The 26,285-nt window shown below is 58.7% G+C and carries 26 protein-coding genes and 1 other annotated feature; of the genes, 24 read left to right on the forward strand and 2 right to left on the reverse strand.

The window, feature by feature from the left end; translation table 11 throughout:
- The first annotated feature begins 5 nt into the window (after positions 1–5).
- The 3 genes from SERRSCBI_RS10230 (at position 6) to SERRSCBI_RS10240 (ending at position 4,167) form a co-directional block, all read left to right on the forward strand.
- Positions 6–1,343 (forward strand): cytochrome c, encoded by a 1,338-nt coding sequence (locus SERRSCBI_RS10230; protein WP_042784347.1) that lies wholly within the window; start codon positions 6–8, stop codon positions 1,341–1,343.
- 256 nt (positions 1,344–1,599) lie between these two features.
- The gene (locus SERRSCBI_RS10235) at positions 1,600–2,883 is read left to right on the forward strand and encodes a serine/threonine protein kinase (RefSeq protein ID WP_033652462.1); all 1,284 of its coding nucleotides are present in this window, start codon (positions 1,600–1,602) and stop codon (positions 2,881–2,883) included.
- Between the two features lie 150 nt (positions 2,884–3,033).
- Positions 3,034–4,167 (forward strand): ABC transporter substrate-binding protein, encoded by a 1,134-nt coding sequence (locus SERRSCBI_RS10240; protein WP_042784348.1) that lies wholly within the window; start codon positions 3,034–3,036, stop codon positions 4,165–4,167.
- Between the two features lie 36 nt (positions 4,168–4,203).
- Here the strand turns inward: SERRSCBI_RS10240 and SERRSCBI_RS10245 are convergent, their stop codons facing one another.
- The gene (locus SERRSCBI_RS10245) at positions 4,204–4,893 is read right to left on the reverse strand and encodes a MarC family NAAT transporter (protein WP_033652461.1); all 690 of its coding nucleotides are present in this window, start codon (positions 4,891–4,893) and stop codon (positions 4,204–4,206) included.
- A 107-nt stretch (positions 4,894–5,000) separates the two neighbouring features.
- Positions 5,001–5,252, reverse strand: a complete 252-nt coding sequence (locus tag SERRSCBI_RS10250; RefSeq protein ID WP_154231732.1) for a hypothetical protein — start codon at positions 5,250–5,252, stop codon at positions 5,001–5,003.
- A 199-nt stretch (positions 5,253–5,451) separates the two neighbouring features.
- On the opposite strand from SERRSCBI_RS10250, the gene SERRSCBI_RS10255 reads away from it, so the two are divergent.
- The 21 genes from SERRSCBI_RS10255 to arnF all read left to right on the forward strand — a co-directional run bounded on the left by SERRSCBI_RS10255 (position 5,452) and on the right by arnF (position 26,205).
- Entirely contained in the window at positions 5,452–6,501 is a 1,050-nt protein-coding gene (locus tag SERRSCBI_RS10255) for a hypothetical protein (RefSeq protein ID WP_042784349.1), read from the forward strand.
- A gap of 239 nt (positions 6,502–6,740) precedes the next feature.
- A complete protein-coding gene (locus SERRSCBI_RS10260; protein WP_033642877.1) occupies positions 6,741–7,364 on the forward strand; it encodes a hypothetical protein in 624 nt (207 codons plus the stop codon).
- Positions 7,365–7,582: 218 nt separating this feature from the next.
- Entirely contained in the window at positions 7,583–9,511 is a 1,929-nt protein-coding gene (gene thrS, locus SERRSCBI_RS10265) for a threonine--tRNA ligase (protein WP_025159696.1), read from the forward strand.
- A 3-nt stretch (positions 9,512–9,514) separates the two neighbouring features.
- Positions 9,515–10,066 (forward strand): translation initiation factor IF-3, encoded by a 552-nt coding sequence (gene infC, locus SERRSCBI_RS24080; protein ID WP_048233542.1) that lies wholly within the window; start codon positions 9,515–9,517, stop codon positions 10,064–10,066.
- A gap of 98 nt (positions 10,067–10,164) precedes the next feature.
- Positions 10,165–10,362: a 50S ribosomal protein L35 gene (rpmI, locus tag SERRSCBI_RS10275; protein ID WP_004931418.1), complete on the forward strand. Its 198-nt coding sequence runs from the start codon at positions 10,165–10,167 to the stop codon at positions 10,360–10,362.
- A gap of 44 nt (positions 10,363–10,406) precedes the next feature.
- The gene (gene rplT, locus SERRSCBI_RS10280) at positions 10,407–10,763 is read left to right on the forward strand and encodes a 50S ribosomal protein L20 (protein ID WP_004931417.1); all 357 of its coding nucleotides are present in this window, start codon (positions 10,407–10,409) and stop codon (positions 10,761–10,763) included.
- Between the two features lie 113 nt (positions 10,764–10,876).
- Positions 10,877–10,999 (forward strand) — a sequence feature (Phe leader region).
- Positions 10,881–10,925: a pheST operon leader peptide PheM gene (gene pheM, locus SERRSCBI_RS24915; RefSeq protein WP_121626058.1), complete on the forward strand. Its 45-nt coding sequence runs from the start codon at positions 10,881–10,883 to the stop codon at positions 10,923–10,925. Its footprint overlaps the feature before it by 45 nt.
- A 187-nt stretch (positions 11,000–11,186) precedes the next feature.
- On the forward strand, positions 11,187–12,170 hold the full coding sequence (gene pheS / locus SERRSCBI_RS10285; protein WP_004931416.1) for a phenylalanine--tRNA ligase subunit alpha: 984 nt from the start codon (positions 11,187–11,189) through the stop codon (positions 12,168–12,170).
- Between the two features lie 14 nt (positions 12,171–12,184).
- Positions 12,185–14,572: a phenylalanine--tRNA ligase subunit beta gene (gene pheT / locus SERRSCBI_RS10290; RefSeq protein WP_033652458.1), complete on the forward strand. Its 2,388-nt coding sequence runs from the start codon at positions 12,185–12,187 to the stop codon at positions 14,570–14,572.
- 4 nt (positions 14,573–14,576) lie between these two features.
- Complete coding sequence (gene ihfA, locus SERRSCBI_RS10295; protein ID WP_004931414.1) at positions 14,577–14,873, forward strand: integration host factor subunit alpha; 297 nt, start codon at positions 14,577–14,579, stop codon at positions 14,871–14,873.
- A gap of 551 nt (positions 14,874–15,424) precedes the next feature.
- Positions 15,425–15,841, forward strand: coding sequence for a DUF2502 domain-containing protein (locus SERRSCBI_RS10300; protein WP_042784350.1), 417 nt, complete (start codon positions 15,425–15,427; stop codon positions 15,839–15,841).
- A 179-nt stretch (positions 15,842–16,020) separates the two neighbouring features.
- Positions 16,021–17,028: a vitamin B12 ABC transporter permease BtuC gene (gene btuC, locus SERRSCBI_RS10305; RefSeq protein ID WP_033652456.1), complete on the forward strand. Its 1,008-nt coding sequence runs from the start codon at positions 16,021–16,023 to the stop codon at positions 17,026–17,028.
- A gap of 45 nt (positions 17,029–17,073) precedes the next feature.
- Positions 17,074–17,625: a glutathione peroxidase gene (locus tag SERRSCBI_RS10310; protein WP_033642881.1), complete on the forward strand. Its 552-nt coding sequence runs from the start codon at positions 17,074–17,076 to the stop codon at positions 17,623–17,625.
- Between the two features lie 5 nt (positions 17,626–17,630).
- Positions 17,631–18,386 (forward strand): vitamin B12 ABC transporter ATP-binding protein BtuD, encoded by a 756-nt coding sequence (btuD, locus tag SERRSCBI_RS10315; RefSeq protein ID WP_042784351.1) that lies wholly within the window; start codon positions 17,631–17,633, stop codon positions 18,384–18,386.
- Positions 18,387–18,787: 401 nt separating this feature from the next.
- Entirely contained in the window at positions 18,788–19,963 is a 1,176-nt protein-coding gene (gene arnB / locus SERRSCBI_RS10320) for a UDP-4-amino-4-deoxy-L-arabinose aminotransferase (protein WP_042784352.1), read from the forward strand.
- Positions 19,950–20,930, forward strand: coding sequence for an undecaprenyl-phosphate 4-deoxy-4-formamido-L-arabinose transferase (gene arnC, locus SERRSCBI_RS10325; RefSeq protein WP_033642884.1), 981 nt, complete (start codon positions 19,950–19,952; stop codon positions 20,928–20,930). Before arnB ends, arnC begins: the two co-directional genes overlap by 14 nt.
- Entirely contained in the window at positions 20,930–22,912 is a 1,983-nt protein-coding gene (gene arnA / locus SERRSCBI_RS10330; protein WP_033644264.1) for a bifunctional UDP-4-amino-4-deoxy-L-arabinose formyltransferase/UDP-glucuronic acid oxidase ArnA, read from the forward strand. The genes arnC and arnA overlap by 1 nt, the downstream gene beginning before the upstream one ends.
- Complete coding sequence (gene arnD / locus SERRSCBI_RS10335; RefSeq protein WP_033652453.1) at positions 22,909–23,814, forward strand: 4-deoxy-4-formamido-L-arabinose-phosphoundecaprenol deformylase; 906 nt, start codon at positions 22,909–22,911, stop codon at positions 23,812–23,814. The genes arnA and arnD overlap by 4 nt, the downstream gene beginning before the upstream one ends.
- The gene (gene arnT, locus SERRSCBI_RS10340) at positions 23,811–25,475 is read left to right on the forward strand and encodes a lipid IV(A) 4-amino-4-deoxy-L-arabinosyltransferase (RefSeq protein ID WP_033652452.1); all 1,665 of its coding nucleotides are present in this window, start codon (positions 23,811–23,813) and stop codon (positions 25,473–25,475) included. The genes arnD and arnT overlap by 4 nt, the downstream gene beginning before the upstream one ends.
- Positions 25,472–25,816, forward strand: a complete 345-nt coding sequence (arnE, locus tag SERRSCBI_RS10345; protein WP_033642887.1) for a 4-amino-4-deoxy-L-arabinose-phosphoundecaprenol flippase subunit ArnE — start codon at positions 25,472–25,474, stop codon at positions 25,814–25,816. Before arnT ends, arnE begins: the two co-directional genes overlap by 4 nt.
- Positions 25,813–26,205, forward strand: coding sequence for a 4-amino-4-deoxy-L-arabinose-phosphoundecaprenol flippase subunit ArnF (gene arnF, locus SERRSCBI_RS10350; RefSeq protein ID WP_033642888.1), 393 nt, complete (start codon positions 25,813–25,815; stop codon positions 26,203–26,205). The genes arnE and arnF overlap by 4 nt, the downstream gene beginning before the upstream one ends.
- Positions 26,206–26,285 lie beyond the last annotated feature (80 nt).

Consider the following 26,285-nt stretch of genomic DNA (forward strand, 5'->3'; position numbering starts at 1 on the left):
GAACGATGAAAGCATTTGTACCGGCACTGGTTCTCAGTGCAGTGAGTTTCTCCGTTTGGGCGCAGGACGCCACCGTCAGCAGCGAGCTGATCAAGCGCGGCGAGTACCTGGCGCGCGCCGGTGACTGTGTGGCCTGCCATACCGATGGCAAGAACGGCAAGACCTTCGCCGGCGGCCTGGCGATGGAGACGCCGATCGGCACCATCTACTCGACCAACATTACGCCGGACAAGAAAACCGGCATCGGCGATTACAGCTTCGAGGATTTCGACAACGCGGTGCGTAAGGGCGTAGCCAAAAACGGCAGCACCCTGTACCCGGCGATGCCGTACCCGTCGTTCGCGCTGGTGAAAGAGGACGACATGCGCGCCATGTATGCCTATTTCATGCACGGCGTGCAGCCGGTGGAGCAGGCCAACAAGGATTCCGACATCCCGTGGCCGCTGTCGATGCGCTGGCCGCTGAGCATCTGGCGCGGCATGTTTGCGCCGTCGCCGGCGGATTTTGTCGCCGACGCCAAGGCCGATCCGGTGATTGAGCGCGGCCGCTACCTGGTGGAAGGCCTGGGCCACTGCGGCGCCTGCCATACCCCGCGCAGCATCACCATGCAGGAGAAAGCGTTGAGCAACAGCGAAAGCGACGACTACCTGTCCGGGAGCAACGCGCCGATCGACGGGTGGGTGGCTTCCAGCCTGCGCGGCGACCGCAAGGACGGCCTGGGCAGCTGGAGCGAAGCCGAGCTGACCGAGTTCCTGAAAACCGGCCGTAACGACAAAGCCATCGTGTTCGGCGGCATGAGCGACGTCGTGGAGCACAGCCTGCAATACCTGAGCGACGACGATCTGACCGCCATCGCGCGCTACCTGAAATCGCTGCCATCGAAAGACGGCAAGCAGCAGGCGGCGCCGGTCGAAGACAGCGTGGCCAAGGATCTGTGGCGGGGGAATGACAGCAAGCCCGGCGCGGCCCTGTATGTTGATAACTGCGCGGCCTGCCACCGCACCGACGGCGTGGGCTACAAGCGCGCCTTCCCGTCGCTGAAGGGCAATCCGGTGGTGCAGACCGAGGACGCGACCTCGCTGATCCACATCGTGCTGACCGGCAACACCACGCCGGCGGTGCAGGGCGCGGTGTCCAACATCACCATGCCGCCGTTTGGCTGGCGTTTGAACGATCAGCAGGTGGCGGACGTGGTGAACTTCATCCGCTCCAGCTGGGGCAACAGCGCCAAACCGGTGAGCGCCTCCGATGTGGCCGACGTGCGTAAAGACCGCTCGATGATCCGCGATGAGAAGGAGATGGGCAGCGCCGAGGTGCCGGACCATCCGGACGCGAAGAAGTAAACCGTTTAAGGGCTCCGCAAGGGGCCCTTAGTTTTTCTGCCGCCGCCTGCTTTTTCAGCAGATTGTGTTCGCAAATCGTCCGTTCAGCCGATAAAACATAGACCCGCAGCGGATTTTTCATTATCCTTTGCCGTCCTTTCATCAGGCGTAAGTATGAAATATCGCTTTAATTCACTGATTATTATTAAAAAACTCGCGGAGAAGGATATCCCGTTAGGCGCAATCGTTGTCGCCGCAGATTAAGGTAGACTGTCTCATGAGTACGATTTCTCCCGATTCAGGCACGCTGACGGCCGCTCAGACTGCCAAATGGAACAAAACCGACACCGTCTGGATGTTCGGTCTCTATGCGACTGCGGTGGGCGCAGGTACGTTGTTCTTGCCGATCAACGCCGGCCTGAACGGCCCGCTGGTGCTGCTGTTGATGGCGCTGTTCGCTTTCCCGCTGACCTATTTGCCGCACCGCGCGCTCAGCCGCTTCGTGCTTTCCGGCTCCAGCCGCGACGGCAACATTCACGATGTGGTGGTGGAACACTTCGGCGTGCTGGCCGGCAAAATCATCATGGTGCTGTATCTGATGGCGTTCTTCCCGATCGTGCTGGTGTACAGCATTTCGATCACCAACGCGCTGGACAGCTTCCTGATCCATCAGTTTCACGTGGCGCCGCTGCCGCGCCTGTGGCTGAGCCTGGCCGTGGTGGTGGTGCTCAATCTGGTGCTGCTGCGCGGCAAAGACAGCATCGTGGCGGCGATGGGCATGCTGGTGTTCCCACTGCTGGTGTTCCTGATGGGCATTTCGCTCTATCTGATGCCGAGCTGGAATACCGCCAACTTCGTGCATGGCCTGGCCGCCACCCGCTTCGACACGCCGGGATTGTGGCATTCTCTGTGGCTGGCCGTGCCGGTGATGGTGTTTTCCTTCAGCCATGCGCCGATCATCTCTTCCTTCGCCTCGACCCAGAAGAGCCTGTACGGCGACAAGGCGGAACGCCGCTGCGCGCGCATCATGCGCTACAGCTATGTGCTGATCTGCGTTACCGTGCTGTTCTTCGTGTTCAGCTGCGTGCTGAGCCTGTCTCATGAAGACATGCTGCAGGCGAAAGAGCAGAACATCACGGTGCTGACCACGCTGGCCAACAAGTTCTCCAACCCGCTGATCGCCTACCTTGGCCCGGTGATGGCGATGCTGGCGATGGCCAAATCCTATCTCGGCACCTCGCTGGGGGTGACGGAAGGGGCGACCAGCCTGATCGACGGCGTCACGCGCGCGGTCGGCAAGCCGCTCAGCTCGCGCATGACGCACCGCATTTCGGCGGTGTCGCTGTTCCTGCTCACCTGGGCGGCGACGGTGTGGAACCCCAGCGCGCTGCATATCATCGAAACCATCAGCGGCCCGCTGATTGCGGCGATCCTGTTCATCCTGCCGATGTACGCCGTGCGTGCGGTGCCGGCCATGCGCCAATATCGCGCGGCGAGCAACGTCTTCGTGCTGGTGATGGGGCTGATCGCGCTCTCGGCGCTGATCTACGGCCTTATATGATCCCCTGGGCGCGCCGGCTCCGGCGCGCCTCTTATCCTTCCTTTACACATCCCTTTGCAATTAATCGCCGGCATGCCGGGCGTTATCTTTGATAATGCAAGCCATTCTCATTAGTATTTCCTGAATGTATTCATGACTAAGGAGTCTTTCGTGCACCGTCGAATCACTTTGCCGGCGCTGGTTTGCGCCGCCTTACTCGCCTCTCCGGCGATGGCCACTACCTATCCGTTGACCCTGACCGACACCTCCGGCCAGACGGTCACCCTCCAGCAGGAGCCGAAACGCATCGTGGTGCAGGACGGGCGCGACATTCTCACGCTGGCGCTGCTCGATCGCGCCAACCCGTTCGGCCGGCTGGTGGCCTGGAATAACCTGCTGAAGAAAAGCGACGCGGCGACCTGGGAAATCTTGCAGAGCAAATGGCCGGCGGCGAAAAACATCATCGACATGGGATTCAGCGATAAAGGCGAAGTGAATCTGGAGAGCGTGATCGCCAAGCGGCCCGATCTGATGATCGCCCAGCTGCGCTCCAAACCTTCGCTGAGCCAAACCGGCGTGCTGGATAAGCTGAAGGCGCTGAACGTGCCGGTGTTGTTTATCGATACCATGCTCAAGCCGGTGGAAAACACGCCGAAAAGCGTGATGCTGTTGGGGGAAACCCTCAACCGCGAAAGCGAAGCCAAGCAATATACCGATTATTATCAGCAGCATTATCAGGCCATTCTGGCCAAAACGCAGGCGGTGGCACCCAAACCGTTGGTGTTCTTCGAAGCCAAGGCCGGTCTGAATGGCCTGGAATCCTGCTGCTTCACCCATGCGCACGTCGGCTGGGGCGCGTTGGTCGAAGCGGTCGGCGCGCGCAACATCGGTTCTGCGCTGCTGCCGGGTGCGACCGGCGACGTGGCGCTGGAAAAAGTGATCAGCATGAAACCGGATGCCTACATCGTTTCCGGCTCGCAGTGGGCCAGCAAGACCAACGCCGCGGTGCCGTTCGGCTATGGCGTGACGCAGCAGCAGGTGGATGAGGCCTTCAACCGCATGAAGCAGCGCCCGGGGTTCTCGCAGGTGTCGGCGGTGAAGGAAGGGCGGTTCTACGGCATCTACCATAACTTCTACAACCACCCGTACAACATCGTCGGGCTGGAGTATCTGGCGAAGTTTATCTATCCGGCGCAGTTCCCGGATTTGGATCCGGCCAAGACCTACAGCGAGATCCTCAGTCGCTTTACCGAAGTGCCGGAAGGCAAGGGCATTTTGGGCGCGCAGGCGCCGGCGGGGAAATAACGGCAACGGGCGCGATGTCGCGCCCGTTTTTCATGGTCAGGCGGCGGCCGGTGTATAGGTGGAGATGATCTCCAGCACGCCGTTGATGATGAACTGAACGCCCATGCACACCAGCAGGAACCCCATCAGGCGCGAGATCGCCTCGATGCCGCTTTTCCCGACCAACCGCATGATGGCGCCGGAACTGAGCAGGCAGGCCCACAGGATCACCGCGACCGTCAGGAAGATGGCGACCGGCGCCACGGCCAACACCCAGGGTTCAAAGCCCAGCGAGTTCGCTTTGACGCTCGACGCCGAGCTGATGATCATCGCGATGGTGCCCGGCCCGGCGGTGCTCGGCATGGCCAGCGGCACGAAGGCGATGTTGGCCGACGTCTTGTGGCGCAGCTCGTGCGACTTGCTCTCCACCTCCGGCGCGTCTTCGGGGCTCTGCTGCGGGAACAGCATGCGAAAACCGATGAAGGCGACGATCAGGCCGCCGGCGATGCGCAGGCCGGGGATCGAAATGCCGAAGGTGTTCATCACCACCTGCCCGGCGTAAAACGCCACCGTCATGATGCAGAACACATAAACCGAGGCCATCAGCGACTGCTGATTACGCTCTTCGCGCGTCATATTGCCGGACAACCCGAGCAGCAACGCCACCGTGGTCAGCGGGTTGGCCAGCGGCAACAGCAGCACCAAACCCAGTCCGATGGCCTGGAATAACTGCAAAATACCCGTCATAAAATAGACTCCCTGTGCAACGTTCAAGCCGCCAAACGGCGGCCCATGAGCTGAACAGCCTAGCCTGCCGTACGCCTGGCGGCAATGGGGATAGCTCGTAACGTTAATTAACCGTCGGCCCGGGCGTTCAGCGTCGCCGGTCGGCGAAATTCGTCGGCGGGAGCCTCTTCGTCATCGCCGCACTCGCCGGCGAGCTCAGGTTCATCCTCACACCCCAGCGGCGCCTCGTTGACCGCAATCGCGCGCGGCACCGAACGTGCGCCAAAATGCACTCGCCCATACAGCGTCGCTAATACCGCGCATAGCACGACGAGGACTGCGAGTAACCGGTTCATGTTGTGCGCTAAGACCTTGTTCATTGGTGGATAGCGTAAGAATAGTGACGCTAAGGCGGTCTGTCAGCGTAGCGCCGCTGAAAGTAAACGCACGTCTGAAGTCATTATCATTAATTATTTTTAACTGTTTTCACCCTTTAACCGCCTGGTTGATGAAGCGAGTCTATAATGGTAAGGCTTTCTGGCATTTCTTTATAATCGAAAACTTAAAAGGAGTTTTACTATGGAAGTGGCAAAAGAATGGGTAGCGGCGAAAAAAATCTCCTGGGGCAGCGTCATCGGCGGCGTGATCACCGTATTGGCTGTTTCACTGTTGCTGTCGACGTTAGGCACCAGTCTTGGATTCTCCATCGTGGATCCGACATCAGACGATCCGATAAACGGCGCCGGTACCACCGTAGTGATTTGGTCCGCTGTTTCAATCATTATTAGTTTGGCCGCCGGCGCTTTTATTGCCGGGCGTTTGGCTGCTAATGACGGACTTATTCATGGCTTCCTGGTATGGGCGACCTCACTGATTGTGGCGGCGGTGCTGGGGGGGATGCTGGTCGGGTCTGCCGTGAAGGCGACCGGCAATGCGCTGGGCGCTATCGCTTCGACCTCCGGCAGCTTGCTCTCCGGCGCCGGTTCAGCGATTGGCAAAGGGGCATCCGGATTGGCGGACGCCGGCGGTAAAGTGTTTGACAAGTTGGGCATTGACACAACCTTGGAACCTGAACAGCTGCAAGGCGATGTGGTTACGGCGCTTAAAAAAAGCGGTATCCCGTCATTGCAGCCTGAATTCATGCAACAGCAGTTGAATGCGGCCAAAACTGATTTGGCGGACGCAGTAAAAGCTCTGGCACTTCAGCCTGACAATAGCGACGCCATTATTAATCAACTGGTCGCCAAGCTTAAAAAACAGGGTGAGGCCATCTCGAAAGATGTGGATCAAGACGCCCTGAAAAAGGCCTTGGCGGAAAATACCGATATGACGCCGCAGGAAGTGGACCAGACGGTGAAGAATTTGGTCGAAGCCAAAAATAAAACTGCGCAGCTGGTTAATCAGCGTTTGGATGACGCCGAAGCAAAAATCAATCAGGCAAAACAGGAGTATGTGGAGCTGAAACAGAAGGCGCGCGAACAGGCTGCCGCTGCTGCGGACGAATTGTCGCGGGCCGCATTGTGGTCGTTCTTTGCGCTGTTGATTGGCGCAGTGGTCAGTGCGTTGGCCGGCTTGTGGGGCGTTAACACCAATGTCCGCCGTATCGCGGTATCACCTGCGCAGGCGTAATCTTCAGGCTCCTTTGCGCGTCTCGATGATATAGGGATGAGAGCCTGGAATACTGACGACGATGAAGTGACTGCCAGGAAAGACTGGCCTCACCCCGGCCCAGGTGCCGGGGTTTTTTATTGTTTCGGCGTAATTAACGACCACCTTTCGCGCGGCGCAGGGCATTAGGCATCAATTGCCACGATCCCTGAGAACAGGTGGATACCATAGATGCGCTGTAAATAATAATGAGTGTGATTATGAAACAAGAACTGCATATTTTACTGGGGAAAATCGGCGCATTCGCGCTTTCCGCCGCCTTCATGGCGGCATTGGTCGGCCTGGTGTTTATCGATGTGCACTGGCTGCATAACTTCGTGCATGAAACTTCGTTGACCGAAGCGGCGCAGGAGCTGTTGCTGCTCGCCATCTCCGGCGGTTTCTTTGCCGCGGCTCGGCGACAGGCCGAGCGTCGTTCCGCCTGGCTGCTGGTTGGCGGCTTCTTTCTCTGCATGCTGATCCGCGAGATGGACTTCGCTTTCGATGCGTTGTGGCACGGCGCCTGGGTGTGGTTCGCGCTGGCGGTCGCCTTGGCCTGTCTGTGGCATGCCGCAAGGCATATTGCGGCTACGGCGCGCGGTCTGGTCTATGTCGTGTCGCACCCTGGCTACGGCATGATGTGCGCCGGCCTGCTGTGCATCCTGGTGTTTTCACGCCTGTTCGGCATGAGCGCGCTGTGGCAAACGCTGATGCTGGACGGTTACAACCGGGTGGTGAAAAACATGGTGGAAGAGGGATGCGAACTGCTGGGCTACGGCCTGTGCCTGCTGGCCACCCTTAGCTACCTGAAAGGCGTGTTTGCGCCGGATAGAGCGAAAGCGTGAGGGCGGCGGCGCTTTATTTATCCGGAACAATTTTAGTGATACTATTCGCTTAGCCGAATGCGGCTGAGAAGGTATGCGTTCCATTCTGTATACCCAGTGAGGTTTCAATCTGGCAATTGTGGGCGAGATCTGAAACCTGGCTGACCAAACCCAAAATCCAATTTTCGTACTGCATGTGATCTGTCGTGTGGGTCACCACTGTAGATAAGGAATTATTAATGCCTGTTATTACCCTTCCTGACGGAAGTCAGCGTCATTTCGACCACCCCGTTTCCCCGATGGATGTCGCGCGCGATATCGGCCCTGGCCTGGCGAAAGCCTGTATCGCCGGCCGCGTCAACGGCGAGCTGGTCGACGCCGGCGATCTGATCGAATCAGATGCGCAGCTGGCCATCATCACCATCAAAGACGAAGACGGTCTGGAAATCATGCGCCACTCCTGCGCGCACCTGCTGGGTCATGCGATCAAGCAGCTGTGGCCGGATACCAAAATGGCGATCGGTCCGGTGATCGACAACGGTTTCTATTATGACGTGGATATCGACCGCACCCTGACGCAGGAAGACCTGGATCTGCTGGAAAAGCGGATGCACGAGTTGGCCGATAAGGATTACGACGTCATCAAGAAGAAGGTCAGCTGGCAAGAAGCCCGCGACACCTTCGCTGAGCGCGGCGAAATCTATAAAGTGGCGATCCTGGATGAGAACATCAGCCATGACGATCGTCCGGGCCTGTATCACCACGAAGAATACGTCGACATGTGCCGCGGTCCGCACGTGCCGAACATGCGTTTCTGCCACCATTTCAAACTGCAGAAAACCTCCGGCGCTTACTGGCGCGGCGACAGCAAAAACAAAATGCTGCAGCGTATCTACGGTACCGCCTGGGCAGACAAGAAGCAGCTGAACGCCTACCTGCAACGCCTGGAAGAAGCGGCCAAGCGCGATCACCGCAAGATCGGCAAACAGCTCGACCTGTATCACATGCAGGAAGAAGCGCCGGGCATGGTGTTCTGGCACAACGACGGTTGGACTATCTTCCGCGAGCTGGAAGCCTTCGTGCGCATGAAGCTCAAAGAATATCAGTACCAGGAAGTGAAAGGTCCGTTCATGATGGACCGCGTGCTGTGGGAAAAAACCGGCCACTGGGAAAACTACAAAGACGCCATGTTCACCACCGCGTCGGAAAACCGCGAATACTGCATCAAGCCGATGAACTGCCCGGGTCACGTGCAGATCTTCAACCAGGGCCTGAAGTCGTACCGCGATTTGCCGCTGCGCATGGGCGAATTCGGCAGCTGCCACCGCAACGAGCCTTCGGGTTCCCTGCACGGCCTGATGCGCGTGCGCGGCTTCACGCAGGATGACGCCCACATCTTCTGTACCGAAGAGCAGGTGCGCGCCGAAGTGAACGAATGCATTCGCATGGTCTATGACGTGTACGGCACTTTCGGCTTCGACAAGATCGCCGTCAAGCTGTCCACGCGTCCGGAAAAACGTATCGGCACCGACGACATGTGGACCCGTGCAGAAGAAGACCTGGCCGCCGCGCTGACCGAGAACGGCATTCCGTTCGAGTACCAGCCGGGCGAGGGCGCCTTCTACGGACCGAAAATTGAATTTACCCTGCATGATTGTTTGGATCGCGCATGGCAATGTGGTACCGTGCAGCTCGATTTCTTCTTGCCGGGCCGTTTGGGCGCATCGTACGTTGGCGAAAACAACGATCGCGTCGTGCCGGTAATGATTCACCGCGCCATTTTGGGTTCCATGGAACGCTTCATCGGTATCCTTACCGAAGAATATGCCGGGTTCTACCCGACCTGGATCGCTCCGGTGCAGGTGGTGGTGATGAATATCACCGACAGCCAGTCTGATTACGTCCAGCAATTGACCAAAAAACTGCAGGATGCAGGTATTCGCGTGAAAGCGGACTTGAGAAATGAGAAGATTGGCTTTAAAATTCGCGAACATACTTTACGTCGAGTCCCTTACATGTTGGTGTGCGGTGACAAAGAGGTCGAAGCAGGCAAAGTTGCCGTTCGTACCCGCCGTGGCAAAGACTTGGGAAGCCTGGACGTAAACGAAGTCGTAGACAAGCTGCTGAAAGAGATTCGCAGCCGTAGTCTTCATCAACTGGAGGAATAAAGTATTAAAGGCGGAAAACGAGTTCAACCGGCGCGTCCTAATCGCATTAACAGAGAAATTCGCGCGCAAGAAGTTCGCCTAACCGGCGTCGATGGCGAGCAGATTGGTATTGTCAGTCTGAATGAAGCTCTTGAAAAAGCTGAGGAAGCGGGCGTTGATTTAGTAGAAATCAGCCCAAATGCCGAACCGCCAGTTTGCCGAATCATGGATTACGGCAAATTCCTCTACGAGAAGAGCAAGTCGACGAAAGAACAGAAGAAGAAGCAAAAAGTTATCCAGGTTAAGGAAATCAAATTCCGTCCTGGCACCGATGATGGCGACTATCAGGTCAAACTACGCAACCTGATTCGCTTTCTGGAAGATGGCGATAAAGCCAAAATCACCCTGCGTTTCCGCGGGCGTGAGATGGCGCACCAGCAGATCGGCATGGAAGTGCTTAACCGCGTCCGTAAAGACCTGTGTGAAGATATGGATCTGGCAGTGGTCGAGTCCTTCCCTACGAAGATCGAAGGCCGCCAGATGATTATGGTGCTCGCTCCTAAGAAGAAACAGTAAGGCTTACAAGTAATGGAACCCGCGCGGCGCTTGCGCTGTGTGGGTTTTATTCGCCCAACTGATTCGTTGTTTAACAATGCGAAGTGGATTTAATTAAAATGCCAAAGATTAAAACTGTACGTGGTGCAGCCAAGCGCTTCAAAAAAACCGGCAGCGGTGGTTTTAAGCGTAAACATGCCAACCTGCGTCATATTCTGACCAAAAAAGCAACCAAGCGTAAACGTCACCTGCGTCCGAAAGGCATGGTGTCTAAAAACGATCTGGTCCTGGTTACCGCGTGCCTGCCGTACGCATAAGCCATTTTTTTTTGAATTTAGAATAAGACTTTAGGAGAGAGCATATGGCTCGCGTAAAACGTGGTGTAATTGCACGCGCACGTCACAAGAAAATCATGAAGCAGGCGAAAGGCTACTACGGTGCCCGTTCGCGCGTATATCGTGTTGCCTTCCAGGCAGTAATCAAAGCAGGTCAGTATGCTTACCGTGACCGTCGTCAACGTAAGCGTCAGTTCCGTCAGCTGTGGATTGCACGTATCAACGCAGCTGCTCGTCAGAACGGTCTGTCTTACAGCAAGTTCATCAACGGCCTGAAAAAAGCCTCGATCGAAATTGACCGTAAGATCCTGGCTGACATCGCAGTCTTCGACAAAGTGGCCTTCGGCGCACTGGTTGAGAAAGCGAAAGCAGCTCTGGCGTAAGTCAGTAGAAGAGGGAGCTTGCTCCCTCTTTTAATCTTTGTTTTCAGCGACAAATATTGACTTTCATTGCCCGCCGCTATATCACTGGTGGACAATCATCGACAAGGTACCGCAATTATGCACGCAGCTATTTTTCGTTTCTTTTTTTACTTTAGCGCCTGATTTCAGGAGGCTTTGCGCGTAAGAAAAGAAACGAAAAGTAGCGCCTAAGCCTCCCTCGTGGAGGCTTTTTTGTTTTTGGCCATCGTCCCGCCTTGCAAAGCGTTGCGGTCAGAACGGCGGGTACTCAGCCGGCCCTGCGCCGCGCAGGCGAGCCGCCTGGCCGGCAACGCATTGAAAAGTCTTTGAAGATTGCTCAAAGGCGTGTTCGAATAATAGATAACAATTACTTAGGGCCATCCCGGCCAGAGGAAGAGGAAAGCAATGCCACATCTCGCAGAGCTGGTTGCCAATGCCAAGGCAGCCGTAGAAGATGCCCAGGATGTTGCCGCGTTAGATTTGGTGCGCGTCGAATATTTTGGCAAGAAAGGTCATTTCACCTTGCAGATGCAGTCTCTGCGCGACGTACCGGCGGAAGACCGCCCGGCGGCCGGCGCGGTGATCAACCAGGCCAAGCAAGAGGTGCAAGACGCCCTGAACGCGCGCAAGAACGCGCTGGAAAGCGCCGCGCTGAACGCGCGCCTGGCGGCTGAAACCATCGACGTCTCCCTGCCGGGCCGTCGCATGGAAAACGGCGGCCTGCACCCGGTGACCCGTACCATCGACCGCATCGAAACCTTCTTCGGCGAGCTGGGCTTCTCCGTCGCTACCGGCCCGGAGATTGAAGACGATTACCATAACTTCGACGCGCTGAACATTCCAGGGCATCACCCGGCGCGCGCCGACCACGATACTTTCTGGTTCGACGCCACGCGCCTGCTGCGCACTCAGACCTCCGGCGTGCAGATCCGCACCATGAAGAACCAGCAGCCGCCGATCCGCATCATTGCGCCGGGCCGCGTTTATCGTAACGACTACGATCAGACTCACACCCCGATGTTCCACCAGATGGAAGGGCTGATCGTTGATAAAGACATCAGTTTCACCAACCTGAAGGGCACGCTGCACGATTTCCTGAATAACTTCTTTGAAGAAGACCTGCAGGTTCGTTTCCGTCCGTCCTACTTCCCGTTCACCGAGCCGTCCGCCGAAGTGGACGTGATGGGTAAAAACGGTAAATGGCTGGAAGTGCTGGGCTGCGGCATGGTGCATCCGAACGTGCTGCGCAACGTGGGCATCGATCCGGAAGTTTACTCCGGCTTCGCCTTCGGTATGGGCATGGAGCGCCTGACGATGCTGCGTTACGGCGTCACTGACCTGCGCGCATTCTTCGAAAACGATCTGCGTTTCCTCAAACAGTTTAAGTAAGGCGGGAATATCACATGAAATTCAGTGAACTCTGGTTGCGCGAGTGGGTAAACCCGGCCATCAGCAGCGAAGCATTATCCGATCAAATCACCATGGCCGGTTTGGAAGTGGACGGCGTGGATCCGGTTGCCGGCGCGTTTAACGGCGTCGTGGTGGGTGAGGTTGTCGAGTGCGGTCAGCACCCGAACGCCGATAAACTGCGCGTCACTAAAGTTAACGTGGGCGGCGATCGCTTGCTCGACATCGTCTGCGGCGCGCCGAACTGCCGCACCGGCCTGAAAGTGGCGGTCGCCACCGTAGGCGCGGTGCTGCCGGGCGATTTCAAAATCAAGGCCGCCAAACTGCGCGGCGAACCTTCGGAAGGCATGCTGTGTTCGTTCTCCGAACTGGGCATTTCTGACGATCATGACGGCATTATCGAACTGCCGCTGGATGCGCCGATCGGCACCGACATCCGTGACTATCTGAAACTGAACGACAACACTATCGAGATCAGCGTCACCCCGAACCGCGCCGACTGCCTGGGCATCATCGGCGTCGCGCGTGACGTGGGCGTACTGAACCAGGTTGCGCTGACCGAGCCGGACATGAGCCCGGTGCCCGCGACGATTGACGCCACGCTGCCGATCCGCGTTGACGCGCCGCAGGCGTGCCCGCGTTATCTGGGCCGCGTGGTGAAAGGTATCGACGTCAAGGCGCCAAGCCCGCTGTGGATGCGTGAAAAACTGCGTCGTTGCGGTATCCGTTCTATCGATGCCGTCGTCGACGTCACCAACTATGTGCTGTTGGAACTTGGCCAGCCGATGCACGCTTTCGATCTGAGTCGCATCGACGGCGGCATCGTGGTGCGCATGGCGGAAGAAGGGGAAACCTTGACGCTGCTGGACGGCAACGAAGCCAAACTGAACGCCGACACCTTAGTGATCGCCGATCACCAAAAAGCATTGGCGATGGGCGGTATCTTCGGCGGCGAGCATTCCGGCGTCAACGGCGAAACCCAGGACGTGCTGCTGGAGTGCGCTTTCTTCAGCCCGCTGTCGATCACCGGTCGCGCGCGCCGTCACGGCCTGCACACCGATGCTTCTCACCGCTATGAGCGCGGCGTCGATCCGGCGCTGCAGTACAAAGCCATGGAGCGCGCCACGCGCCTGCTGCTCGACATCTGCGGCGGCCAGGCAGGCCCGATTATCGACGTGACTCACGAGAATGAACTGCCGAAACGCGCCACCATCACGCTGCGCCGCGAGAAGCTGGATCGCCTGATCGGCCACGTGGTGCCGAGCGAGCAGGTCAGCGACATTCTGCGCCGCCTGGGTTGCCAGGTGACCGAACAGGGCGACAGCTGGCAAGCGGTCGCGCCGAGCTGGCGTTTCGATATGGAGATCGAAGAGGATCTGGTGGAAGAAGTGGCGCGCGTTTACGGCTACGACAACATTCCGGATGTACCGGTGCGCGCCGATTTGGTGATGACCCAGCATCGCGAAGCCGATCTGACGCTCAAGCGCGTGAAGACCATGCTGGTCGATCACGGTTATCAGGAAGCGATCACCTACAGCTTCGTCGATCCGAAAGTGCAGGCGCTGCTGCACCCGAATGAAGAAGCGCTGATCCTGCCAAGCCCGATTTCGGTCGAAATGTCGGCGATGCGTCTGTCGCTGTGGACCGGCCTGCTGTCTGCGGTGGTGTATAACCAGAACCGTCAGCAGACGCGCCTGCGCCTGTTCGAAAGCGGCCTGCGCTTTGTGCCTGATAGTGCGGCAGATCTGGGTATCCGTCAGGACGTCATGCTGGCGGGCGTGATCGCCGGCCATACGCACGATGAACATTGGGATCTGGCGCGCAAGCCCGTCGACTTCTATGATTTAAAAGGGGATCTGGAGTCTGTCCTCGAGCTGACCGGTAAATTATCCGAAATTCAGTTCCGGGCGGAAGCCAATCCGGCCCTGCATCCAGGGCAAAGTGCGGCGATTTATTTGCACGGCGAACGCGTTGGTTTCATCGGTGTGGTTCACCCGGAACTTGAACGTAAACTGGATCTTAACGGCCGCACCGTGGTGTTTGAACTGGAGTGGAACAAGCTTGCGAGCCGCGCCGTGCCTCAGGCGCGGGAGATTTCGCGCTTCCCGGCAAACCGCCGTGATATCGCCATTGTGGTGGCTGAAAACGTCCCCGCAGAAGATATTTTGGCCGAGTGTAAGAAAGTTGGCGCAAATCAGGTAGTTGGCGTAAACTTGTTTGACGTGTACCGTGGCAAGGGCGTGGCAGAAGGTGACAAGAGCCTGGCTATCAGTCTGGTATTGCAGGATACCGCTCGTACACTGGAAGAAGAGGAGATAGCCGCTACCGTTGCAAAATGCGTAGAGGCTCTAAAACAGCGATTCCAAGCATCCTTGAGGGATTGAACCTATGGCGCTTACTAAAGCTGAAATGTCAGAACACCTGTTTGAGAAGCTTGGGCTTAGCAAACGGGACGCCAAAGACCTGGTGGAACTGTTCTTTGAAGAGGTCCGTCGGGCCCTTGAGAATGGCGAACAGGTAAAACTGTCGGGTTTTGGCAACTTTGATCTGCGTGACAAGAACCAACGTCCGGGGCGTAACCCGAAGACCGGCGAAGACATTCCGATTACGGCGCGCCGCGTGGTGACCTTCCGTCCGGGGCAGAAGCTGAAAAGCCGGGTAGAAAACGCCAGCCCGAAAGGGTGAGTGACGTGACATCAAAAAAGGCCGCTTGCGCGGCCTTTTTCTTTTCTGGGACAAAATTCAGTTTATTCCTAATCGATAAGACATGACTTCATTGAGCCGTTAAGTCGGCACGGCGAAAATCATTGCCCTTAATTGCGGAATATTCTTATATCTTATTTAATGTAATGCGTGGCTTTTATTTCTCACTTCAATAACGGCCGTAATAATGGCCAGGGCCATCGCCACGGTGGCCGCCGCCTCCGTGAGGGCCCCAGCAACAGGCGCTAAGGGTTGAGGCCAGGGCGACCACGGCCAGCAGCATACCGAGTCGTTTAATCATCTTATTATCCTCCGGTGGGGATCCGTTTAATTATCATTGTCGCGCCGCTTAAGCGATGTCAGTTATTCGTTAAGCCTTGGCAGAGGCAATAATAATTAAAGACGTCGGCAAACAGTGTCGGGATTGTGTAAGGCCGTCGAAAACGATCTGAAAATAGGCACCGGTGAGATAGTCGCTAAATAAGCGCACTGATATAACCACTGCAGCAAGAAAAATAGAGTGAGAAGGCAAAATGAAAAAGATCCTGTTGCTGGTGTGTTTTCCGCTGTTGCTGCCGCTGGCGGCACAGGCCGATGTCTCCGTCGATATCAACGTGCCGGGCGTTTCCCTGCATTTGGGGGATCAGGACCGCCGCGGCTACTACTGGGATGGCTACGACTGGCGTCCCCCGCAATGGTGGCATGCACACCAGGGCCGCGGTTTGGGGGAGCGCAATGCGCGCGGCCTGTACTGGGACGGCGGGCACTGGCAGCCTTCGCCGCCGCACGGCTATGAGCATCGCGAGCCGGCGCGCAGCGGCAATCCTTTCCACGGCGATCGCGATAATCGTGATCATGATGGCCGCCATGACGATCGCGGCGACCATGACCGGCGCGATGACGGCCGCGGCCGGCCCTATCCGCAGGGCAACCCCGGTCAGCATCGTTAACCCCTGAGTTTATCGGCGGCTGGTTTTGCCATCATCCTGGCGATGACGGGCAGGGCCAGCCGCTGCTTTCCTGTGCCATCGCTTACGCAAGGCTTCCCCTTGCGGCGTTAACCCCCTAATATTTGACTCAGACGTCAATTATCCGGCCACGACAGCGGCCGGCAGGGAATCGCCGCGCCATGCCAACCAGCCGTACCTTCACCTTACTGTTGCAACATCAACGTTACCGCGATAAACGCCAGGTCATTCTGTTGGCGCTGGGCGTGGTGCTGGCATTGCTGTTTAGCCTTTGCGCTGGCGATCGATGGATATGGCCGTCAGAATGGTTCAGCGATCGGGCGCAGCTGTTCGTCTGGCAACTGCGATTGCCGCGTGCGCTGGCGGTGATGTTGGTCGGCGCCGCCCTGGCGGTAGCCGGGGCAGTGATGCAGGCGCTGTTTGAAAACCCGTTGGCGGAACCTGGCCTGCTGGGGGTGGCGAACGGCGCCGGCGTTGCGCTGGTGCTGACGGTGCTGCTGGGTCACGGTCTGCTGCCGGTAGCGCTGATGAGCGCCGCCGCGATAGCAGGCGCGCTGGCGATGACGTTCTTGCTGCTGGGCTTCGCTCGCCGGCGCCGCCTGACCAATGCGCGGTTGTTGCTGGTGGGAGTGGCGCTGGGCATCGTGTGCAGCGCGCTGATGACCTGGGCGGTCTATTTCAGCACCAGTCTCGATCTGCGGCAGTTGATGTACTGGATGATGGGGGGCTTCGGCGGCGTCGACTGGCGCCAAAAGTGGCTGGTGTTGGCGCTGTTGCCGGTGCTGCTGTGGCTGTGCGGCCAGGGGCGAGCGCTTAACCTGATGGCGCTGGGCGAGGTGCAGGCGCGGCAGCTCGGGCTGTCGCTGCATCTGTGGCGCAACCTGCTGGTGCTGGCGATCGGCTGGCTGGTGGGCGTCAGCGTGGCGCTCGCCGGGGTGATCGGCTTCGTCGGGCTGGTGATCCCGCATATTTTGCGGCTCACCGGCCTGACCGACCAACGCTATCTGTTGCCGGCCTGCGCACTGGCGGGGGCCGGCGTGTTGCTGGTGGCTGATGTGATTGCCCGCGTTGCGCTGCTGGCGGCCGAACTGCCGATCGGCGTGGTGACCGCTACGCTGGGAGCGCCGCTATTTATCTGGTTACTGACCCGGGCAAAAGGCGTAAGGTAGTTTTCTTCATTCACCTGCCATTAAAAAACTACAGGATGACAACCGATGAGCAATCCAATTTATAACCTGCCGTTACAGACCATCGAAAATCAGGCTACCACGCTGGGGGCCTATCAGGGCAAGGTGCTGCTGGTGGTCAACGTGGCCTCGGAGTGCGGCCTGACAAAGCAATATGAAGGGCTGGAAGCGCTGTACGAAACCTATCGCGATCGGGGGCTGGAAGTGCTGGGGTTCCCGTCCAATGAGTTCCTGGGGCAGGAGCCAGGCAGCAACGAAGAGATCCTGGCGTTTTGCCGCGGCACTTTCGGCGTGCAATTCCCGATGTTCGCCAAGATTGAGGTGAACGGCGAACACCGCCATCCGCTGTATCAGGCGCTGATTGCCGCGCAGCCGGCTGCTGTCGCGCCGCAGGGCAGCGAGTTCCTGGCGCGGATGACCAGCAAAGGGCGTGCGCCGAAGCACGCCGGCGATATTTTGTGGAACTTCGAGAAATTCCTCATCGCGCGCGACGGCACGGTGATCCAGCGCTTCTCGCCTGACACCACGCCAGAAGATCCGGCGCTGGTGGCGGCGGTGAAACAAGCGCTGGCAGGGTAAGACGGATGCTGCAACTCGTTGAGGTTGGGGTGGCGGGGCGCCTGGCGCCTTTTTCGGCACAGATTGACGGCGGGTTGCAGGTTCACCTGATCGGCCCAAACGGCGCCGGGAAGAGCACTCTGCTGGCGCGGGTGGCGGGCATGCTGCCGGGGCTGGGCGAGGTTCGTCTGGACGGACGCGCGCTGTCCGATTATCCGGGGAGCGAACTGGCATCCCGGCGCGGTTACCTCAGCCAGCAACAGCCGCCGGTGTCGCTGATGCCGGTGTTTCAGTATTTGGCGCTGCACCGGCCTGCGGCGGCGGCGCAAACCGATGTGGAGCACGCCATCCTCTATCTGTGCCGGCGGTTGAAGCTGGTGGATAAGCTGTCACGCATGCTGACGCAGCTTTCTGGAGGCGAATGGCAACGGGTGCGGCTGGCGGCGGTCTTGCTGCAGGTGTGGCCCTGCGTCAATCCGCACAGCCGCCTGTTGTTGCTGGATGAGCCGACCAACAGCCTGGATGTGGCGCAGAAAGTCGCGCTGGATCGCCTGCTGCGCGAATTCTGCCAGAGCGGGCGCAGCGCGCTGGTATGCGCGCACGATCTGAATCACACCCTGCAGCAGGCCGATCGGGTTTGGTTGCTGCATGCCGGCCGGCTGGTGGCGCAGGGCGTCACGCGTGAAGTGATGGCGCCCGCGCTGCTGTCGCAGATTTATGAAGTGGATTTCCAGCTGCAATGGGTAGGGGACCAGCGTTGGATCATGACCCGCACGGCTTAATTAACCCAGTGGGCGGGGCGCAACGTAAACGGAAACTAAACACAGTGAATATAAATAGCGGGGTAAGGATCGGCGAATATTGTGCGGTCTCTCATTTTCTTATCGATTTTCTTGAAAAACGTCGATGACGTGCTACGCTTGATTCGGCAAAAATAAAATACGTAAGTAATTATTAAAAAATATAAGAAATTGATTTACATAATTAAATTAAATTAATGATGACGGCGCCTTCCTATCAGTTCTCCCACTGATGACAAGTCTCGTCTTAAGGTTTAGTTAAGCTTGCGGCCTTACATTGGCAGTTAATCCACGGAAACGATTCTTCTCTGGCGTTTAATATTCGTTAAACGAAAGGGATTTACAGTGTCATCAAAAGCAGTTCGATACGTTTGGGGTTAACTATGGATCAATTTTTACCTTTCTCTCGTCCAGCCATCGGCGATGAAGAAATCGCCGCGGTAGAGAAAGTGTTGCGTTCCGGTTGGATCACCACCGGCCCGCAAAATCAGCAACTGGAAAGCGACTTCTGTTCCACCTTCGGCTGTAAGCACGCCATCGCCGTCAGTTCCGCCACAGCGGGCATGCACATCACTTTGATGGCGCTGGGCGTGGGGCCCGGCGATGAAGTCATCACCCCTTCGCAAACCTGGGTTTCCACCCTCAACATGATCGAACTGCTGGGCGCTACGCCGGTAATGATCGACGTTGACCGTGAGACCTTGATGGTCAGCGCCGCCGACGTTGAGGCTGCCATCACCCCGAAAACCAAAGCGATTGTTCCGGTGCATTATGCCGGCGCCCCCCTGCAGATGGACGCTTTGCGCGCCGTGGCCGAACGCCATCGTCTGCCGTTAATCGAAGACGCCGCCCATGCGGTCGGCACGCGTTACAACGGCGAATGGGTCGGCGCGCGCGGCACGGCGATTTTCTCGTTCCACGCGATTAAGAACGTGACCTGCGCCGAAGGCGGCCTGATCGCCACCGACGACGATGCGCTGGCGGATCGCCTGCGTTGCCTGAAGTTCCACGGCCTGGCCGTCGATGCCTTCGATCGCCAGCAGCTGGGCCGCAAACCGCAGGCCGAAGTGGTGGAGCCGGGGTACAAATACAACCTGTCAGACATTCACGCGGCGATCGCCGTGGTGCAACTGTCGCGCTTCGCCGAGCTGAACGCGCGCCGTAAGGCGCTGGCGCAGCGCTACCTGAGCGCGCTGGAAGGCTCGCCGTTCCAACCGTTGGGCTCGCCGTTCCAACCGTTGGGCGTGCCGGATTATCCGCATGACCACGCCTGGCATCTGTTTATGGTGCGCGTCGATCCCGAGCGCTGCGGCCTCGATCGCGACCAGCTGATGGAGCGCCTGAAAGAGGTTGGCATCGGCACCGGGCTGCATTTCCGTGCCGCGCACACCCAGAAATTCTACCGTGAGCGCTATCCGCAGCTGTCGTTGCCGAATACCGAATGGAACTCGGCGCGGCTGTGCACCTTACCGCTATTCCCTGATATGACCGACGCCGATGTGGATCGCGTGGTCAATGCCTTGTCTTCTGTTGTGGAGTCTTTACGTGTCTCGCGTTGAACCGATCAAAAAAGTGTCGATAGTCATCCCGGTATACAACGAGCAGGAAAGCCTGCCTGCGTTGCTGGAGCGCACTACCGCCGCCTGTAAGCAGTTATCCCAACCTTATGAAATCATTCTCGTCGACGATGGCAGCAGCGATAACTCCGCTGACATGCTGACCGCGGCGGCCGAAAAGCCGGACAGTCACGTGATTGCCGTCCTGCTTAACCGCAACTATGGCCAACACTCAGCGATCATGGCCGGTTTCAATCAGGTGACCGGCGATCTGGTGATTACCCTTGACGCCGATCTGCAGAACCCGCCGGAGGAAATCCCTCGGCTGGTCAGCGTGGCGGAAGAGGGCTATGACGTGGTGGGCACCGTGCGCGCCAACCGTCAGGACTCCTGGTTCCGCAAAAGCGCTTCGCGCGTAATCAACATGATGATTCAACGCGCCACCGGCAAATCGATGGGGGACTACGGCTGCATGCTGCGCGCCTACCGTCGTCATATCGTTGAGGCGATGCTGCACTGTCATGAGCGCAGCACCTTCATCCCGATCCTGGCGAATACCTTCGCCCGTCGCACGACCGAGATCGACGTGCGTCACGCCGAGCGCGAGTTCGGCGACTCCAAATACAGCCTGATGAAGCTGATCAACCTGATGTATGACCTGATCACCTGTCTGACCACTACGCCGCTGCGTTTGCTCAGCGTGGTCGGCAGTATCGTGGCGCTGTCCGGGTTCGTGTTGGCGCTGGTGCTGATCGCGCTGCGTCTGCTGCTCGGTCCTGAATGGGCCGCCGGCGGCGTGTTCACGCTTTTCGCCGTCCTGTTCACCTTTATCGGCGCCCAGTTTGTCGGCATGGGGCTACTGGGTGAATACATCGGCCGCATCTATACCGACGTGCGCGCACGTCCTCGCTATTTTGTTCAGAAAGTGGTCGGCGTACAGCAAGACCACAATACTCAGGAAGAAGAATGATGAAAGCTATTGTATTTGCTTACCATGATATTGGCTGCGCAGGTCTGAAAGCGCTGACTGAGGCGGGTTATGACGTGCAGGCTGTGTTCACGCACACCGACGACCCAGGTGAGAACAACTTCTTCTCCTCCGTGGCCCGTTTGGGCGCCGAATTGGATCTGCCGGTCTATGCGCCGGAAGACGTGAACCACCCGCTGTGGGTTGATCGCATTCGCGAACTGCAGCCGGACGTGATCTTCTCGTTCTACTACCGTCACATGCTGAGCGACGAGATCTTGTCGCTGGCCCCGTTGGGCGGTTTCAACCTGCATGGTTCGCTGCTGCCGCGCTACCGTGGTCGCGCGCCGGTGAACTGGGCGTTGGTGAATGGCGAAACCGAAACCGGCGCCACCCTGCACAAAATGGTGAAACGCCCTGACGCCGGCGACATCGTGGGCCAGCAGAAAGTGGCTATCGCCGACAACGACACTGCGCTGACACTGCACAAAAAAGTGCTGGAAGCCGCACAGGCCGTGTTGAAAGAGCAGCTGCCGAAGCTGAAGAACGGCACCGCCACTTTTACCAAGCAGGATGAGTCTCAGGCCAGCTACTTCGGGCGCCGCACCGCGGCGGACGGCGAGATCTTGTGGCACAAATCCGCCAAAGAGATCAACAACCTGGTGCGCGCCGTCACTGAACCGTACCCGGGGGCATTCAGCTACCTCGGCCAGCGCAAGCTGATCGTCTGGCGTTCCCGCGTGCTGGATACCCAACACGATAAACAACCGGGCACCGTGCTGAGCACCGCCCCGCTGGTCATCGCCTGTGGCGAAGGCGCGCTGGAAATCGTCGCCGGGCAGAACGAAAGTGGCCTGTACGTGCAGGGCAGCCGCCTGGCGCAGGAAATGGGCATCGTCACCGACGTGCGTCTGGCCGCCAAGCCTAACGCCGTGATGAAACGCCGCACTCGCGTGCTGATCCTCGGGGTCAACGGTTTCATCGGCAACCACCTGACCGAGCGTCTGCTGCGCGACGATCGTTACGACATCTACGGTCTGGATATCGGCTCTGACGCCATCAGCCGCTTCCTCGACAACCCGCGCTTCCACTTCGTGGAAGGCGACATCAGCATCCACTCCGAGTGGATCGAGTATCACATCAAGAAATGCGACGTGGTGCTGCCGCTGGTGGCGATCGCGACGCCGATCGAATACACCCGTAACCCGCTGCGCGTGTTCGAGCTGGACTTCGAAGAGAACCTGAAGATCGTTCGCGACTGCGTGAAATACAACAAGCGCATCATCTTCCCGTCCACCTCCGAAGTGTACGGCATGTGCGACGACAAAGAGTTCGATGAAGACCATTCGCGTCTGATCGTCGGGCCAATCAACAAACAACGCTGGATCTACTCGGTCTCCAAACAGCTGCTGGATCGGGTGATCTGGGCTTACGGCGCCAAAGAAGGCCTGAAGTTTACGCTGTTCCGTCCGTTCAACTGGATGGGGCCGCGTCTGGATAACCTGGACGCCGCGCGCATCGGTTCTTCCCGCGCCATCACCCAGCTGATCCTCAACCTGGTAGAAGGTTCGCCGATCAAACTGATGGACGGCGGCGCACAGAAGCGTTGCTTCACCGACATCAACGACGGCATCGAAGCGCTGTTCCGCATCATTGAGAACCGCGACGGCCTGTGTGACGGCCAGATCGTCAACATCGGCAACCCGACCAACGAAGCGAGCATTCGCGAGCTGGCGGAAATGCTGCTGGAAAGCTTCAACAACCACCCGCTGCGCGACCGCTTCCCGCCGTTTGCCGGCTTCAAGGACGTGGAGAGCAGCAGCTACTACGGTAAAGGTTACCAGGACGTCGAGCACCGCACGCCGAGCATCAAGAACGCGCGCCGCCTGCTGGGCTGGCAGCCGACCATCGAGATGAAGCAAACCGTCGCCGATACGCTGGACTACTTCCTGCGCACTACCGTTCAGGAAGGGAACGATGCATGAAGAAAGTCGGTCTGCGGGTTGATGTAGATACCTTCAGCGGCACCCGTGAAGGGGTGCCGCAGTTGCTGGACCTGTTCGAAAAGTACGACATTCAGGCCAGCTTCTTCTTCAGCGTGGGACCGGACAACATGGGGCGCCATCTTTGGCGCCTTTTGCGTCCGAAATTTCTGTGGAAAATGCTGCGCTCGAACGCCGCTTCGCTGTACGGCCTGGATATTCTGCTGGCCGGCACCGCGTGGCCGGGGCGCAACATTTCACGCGCGCTGGGGCCGCTGATGAAGCGCACCGCCGAAGCCGGCCATGAAGTCGGGCTGCACGCCTGGGATCACCAGGGATGGCAGGCCAACGTCGGCAAATGGAGCGAGGCGCAGCTGACCGAACAGGTGCAGCGGGGCGTCGATGCCCTGAGCGCCAGCACCGGCCAGCCGGTGAAATGCTCCGCCGTAGCAGGGTGGCGTGCCGACACGCGCGTGCTGGAGGTCAAGCAGCGCTTCGGCTTCCATTACAACAGCGATTGCCGCGGCACCCATCCGTTCCGTCCGGTGCTGAGCGACGGGCGTCACGGTACGGTGCAGATCCCGGTGACGTTGCCGACCTTCGACGAAGTGATCGGCAGCGAAGTCAGCATGGCCGACTTTAACGACTACATTCTGCGCGCCATCGAGAACGATCGCGGCGTACCGGTGTACACCATTCACACCGAAGTGGAAGGCATGTCGCAAGCGGCGATGTTCGAACAGTTATTGCAACGCGCACGGCAGCAGGGCATCGAATTCTGCCCGCTGAGCGCGCTGTTACCGCAAGATTTGGCGTCACTGCCGTTGGGCCGCATCAAGCGCGCTCCTTTCCCCGGCCGCGAAGGTTGGCTGGGCTGTCAAACCGATGTGAAGGACGTTACATGAAGGCGCTAAAAGGATCCTGGGCCATTCTGCTGGCCGTTTTTTTTGCTCTGGTCTATCTGATCCCGCTTAACGGTCGCCTGCTGTGGCAGCCGGATGAAACGCGTTATGCCGAGATCAGCCGTGAAATGCTGCAACGCGGCGATTGGGTGGTGCCGCACCTGCTGGGGCTGCGCTATTTCGAGAAGCCGGTAGCGGGATACTGGTTTAATAACATCAGCCAGTGGCTGTTCGGGGAAAACAACTTTGCGGTGCGGTTCGGCTCGGTGTTCAGCACCGGCATGACCGCGCTGCTGGTGTTCGCGCTGGCGATGCTGATGTGGCGTAATGCGCGTCGCGCCAGCCTGGCGATGCTGATGTTCCTGTCGATGGTGCTGGTGTTCAGCATCGGCACTTACAGCGTGCTGGATCCGATGATTTCGTTGTGGCTGGCGGCGGCAATGGTCAGCTATTACCTGACGCTGAAAGCCACCTCGGTCAAAGGCAAGCTGGGTGCCTACGCCTTGCTGGGCTTGGCCTGCGGCATGGGCTTTATGACCAAGGGCTTCCTGGCGCTGGCGGTGCCGGTGATTGCGGTGATCCCGATTGTCATTCAGCAACGTCGCATCAAGGATCTGCTGTGCTACGGCCCGGTGGCGATCGTGACCGCCACGTTGCTCAGCCTGCCGTGGGCGCTGGCGATCGCGCAACGTGAGCCCGATTTCTGGAATTACTTCTTCTGGGTCGAACACATTCAGCGCTTCGCCGAAGATAACGCCCAGCACAAGGCGCCATTCTGGTATTACCTGCCGATCCTGCTGGCGGCGGTGTTGCCGTGGCTGGCGCTGCTGCCCGGCGCGCTGCTCAAAGGTTGGCGCGAACGCGTGCAGCGCCCGGAGCTGTTCTTCCTGCTGAGCTGGGCGATGATGCCGCTGATCTTCTTCAGCATCGCCAAAGGCAAGCTGCCGACCTATATTCTGCCGTGCATGGCGCCGCTGGCGCTGCTGATGACCGCCTATGCGGAAGACTATGCCGCCACGCTGCGCGCCAGGCTGTTTAAGGCCAACGCCTGGCTGAACGGCCTGTTCGGGCTGATTGGCATCGTGGCGCTGGTGGTGTTGAGCTCCGGTTTGCTGCCGAAAGCGCATCTGTTTACTCCGCAGGAGTGGCCGAAAGTGGTGCTCGGCCTGATCGCGTTCGGCGGTTGGCTGCTGTTCGCGCTGGTCTCCGCGCGCGATAACGGCCGCCAATGGCGTTGGGCGGCCGCTTGCCCGGTGCTGCTGTGCCTGGTGATCGGTTACGCGATTCCGCAGCAGGTGACCGATTCCAAACTGCCGCAGAACTTCGCCCGCGCCACGATGGCCGAACTGGGCGACAGCCGTTACGTGCTGACCGACAGCGTCGGGGTGGCGGCCGGCTTGGCCTGGGAACTCAAGCGCAGCGACGTGCTGATGTACAGCCAGAAAGGCGAGGTGGCCTATGGTCTGGAGTATCCGGACGCCAAAGGGCACCTGATCAGCGACGCCGACTTCCCGCAGTGGCTGGCGCAGGCGCGCAAGCAGGGGAATGTGTCGCTGGTGTTGCAGCTCTCCCGCGGCGAAGCGCTGCCGCAGGAACTGCCTGCCGCAGACAAGGTGGATCGCATGAACCGTCTGGTGCTGATGTGGTATAAACAGCAACCATGATCGGTTTTCTGTTGGTGATAGTGGTCAGTCTGCTCACCTGTGGTGGGCAGCTGTGCCAGAAGCAGGCGGCGCACTGCTGGGAACGGGCGGACGAGGCGCGGCTCAAGCAGACGCTGCGTTGGCTGGCGCTGGCGGTGCTGTTGCTGGGGCTGGGCATGGCGGTGTGGCTTAATGTGCTGCAACGCCTGCCGCTCAGCCTGGCTTACCCGATGCTCAGCCTTAACTTCGTGATGGTGACGCTGGCCGCGCGCTGGCTGTTTCATGAGCCGACGACCGCGCGCCATTGGTGTGGCGTGGCGTCGATTATGCTGGGGATCCTGCTGATGAGCGTGCATTCATGAAGGGCTATGCCTGGGGCGCTGCCAGCGTACTGCTGGTGACGCTGGCGCAGTTGCTGATGAAGTGGGGCATGGTTCAGATCCCGCTGATGTCGTTCGCCGACGTCTCGCTGACGCTGATCGGCGACTACTGGCTGCCGCTGCTGGCGGTGGGCGGCGGCATCTTTGGCTATGCGCTGTCGATGCTGTGTTGGTTCTTTGCGCTGCGCCATCTGCCGTTAAACCGCGCTTATCCTCTGCTGAGCGTCAGCTATGCGCTGGTTTACCTGGCGGCGGTGATCCTGCCGTGGTTTAACGAATCCGCTACGCTGCTGAAAACGTTGGGCACGCTGTTTATTCTGTTCGGCGTCTGGCTGATTAACAGCAAATCCGAGACCAAATCGCCGCAATAGGGCCAAAACCGGCGATCCTGCTATTATCTCCCTCATGGCGCTTGCCTTTTTCCCCGTGCGGGAGATAAATTAACGCGAAA

Source organism: Serratia sp. SCBI, from assembly GCF_000747565.1.
In the GTDB taxonomy this organism is placed as follows: domain Bacteria; phylum Pseudomonadota; class Gammaproteobacteria; order Enterobacterales; family Enterobacteriaceae; genus Serratia; species Serratia ureilytica.

Bases quoted from the DNA above. Each gene is read 5' to 3' on its own strand.
- thrS (WP_025159696.1), top strand. From the start codon at position 7,583: ATGCCTGTTATTACCCTTCCTGACGGAAGTCAGCGTCATTTCGACCAC.
- arnB (WP_042784352.1), top strand. From the start codon at position 18,788: ATGGATCAATTTTTACCTTTCTCTCGTCCAGCCATCGGCGATGAAGAA.
- arnT (WP_033652452.1), top strand. From the start codon at position 23,811: ATGAAGGCGCTAAAAGGATCCTGGGCCATTCTGCTGGCCGTTTTTTTT.
- SERRSCBI_RS10230 (WP_042784347.1), top strand. From the start codon at position 6: ATGAAAGCATTTGTACCGGCACTGGTTCTCAGTGCAGTGAGTTTCTCC.
- arnA (WP_033644264.1), top strand. From the start codon at position 20,930: ATGAAAGCTATTGTATTTGCTTACCATGATATTGGCTGCGCAGGTCTG.
- SERRSCBI_RS10260 (WP_033642877.1), top strand. From the start codon at position 6,741: ATGAAACAAGAACTGCATATTTTACTGGGGAAAATCGGCGCATTCGCG.
- arnF (WP_033642888.1), top strand. From the start codon at position 25,813: ATGAAGGGCTATGCCTGGGGCGCTGCCAGCGTACTGCTGGTGACGCTG.
- pheS (WP_004931416.1), top strand. From the start codon at position 11,187: ATGCCACATCTCGCAGAGCTGGTTGCCAATGCCAAGGCAGCCGTAGAA.
- arnD (WP_033652453.1), top strand. From the start codon at position 22,909: ATGAAGAAAGTCGGTCTGCGGGTTGATGTAGATACCTTCAGCGGCACC.
- rplT (WP_004931417.1), top strand. From the start codon at position 10,407: ATGGCTCGCGTAAAACGTGGTGTAATTGCACGCGCACGTCACAAGAAA.
- SERRSCBI_RS10250 (WP_154231732.1), bottom strand. From the start codon at position 5,252: ATGAACAAGGTCTTAGCGCACAACATGAACCGGTTACTCGCAGTCCTC.
- btuC (WP_033652456.1), top strand. From the start codon at position 16,021: ATGCCAACCAGCCGTACCTTCACCTTACTGTTGCAACATCAACGTTAC.
- rpmI (WP_004931418.1), top strand. From the start codon at position 10,165: ATGCCAAAGATTAAAACTGTACGTGGTGCAGCCAAGCGCTTCAAAAAA.
- SERRSCBI_RS10300 (WP_042784350.1), top strand. From the start codon at position 15,425: ATGAAAAAGATCCTGTTGCTGGTGTGTTTTCCGCTGTTGCTGCCGCTG.
- SERRSCBI_RS10310 (WP_033642881.1), top strand. From the start codon at position 17,074: ATGAGCAATCCAATTTATAACCTGCCGTTACAGACCATCGAAAATCAG.
- arnE (WP_033642887.1), top strand. From the start codon at position 25,472: ATGATCGGTTTTCTGTTGGTGATAGTGGTCAGTCTGCTCACCTGTGGT.
- btuD (WP_042784351.1), top strand. From the start codon at position 17,631: ATGCTGCAACTCGTTGAGGTTGGGGTGGCGGGGCGCCTGGCGCCTTTT.
- ihfA (WP_004931414.1), top strand. From the start codon at position 14,577: ATGGCGCTTACTAAAGCTGAAATGTCAGAACACCTGTTTGAGAAGCTT.
- pheT (WP_033652458.1), top strand. From the start codon at position 12,185: ATGAAATTCAGTGAACTCTGGTTGCGCGAGTGGGTAAACCCGGCCATC.
- SERRSCBI_RS10235 (WP_033652462.1), top strand. From the start codon at position 1,600: ATGAGTACGATTTCTCCCGATTCAGGCACGCTGACGGCCGCTCAGACT.
- SERRSCBI_RS10255 (WP_042784349.1), top strand. From the start codon at position 5,452: ATGGAAGTGGCAAAAGAATGGGTAGCGGCGAAAAAAATCTCCTGGGGC.
- SERRSCBI_RS10245 (WP_033652461.1), bottom strand. From the start codon at position 4,893: ATGACGGGTATTTTGCAGTTATTCCAGGCCATCGGACTGGGTTTGGTG.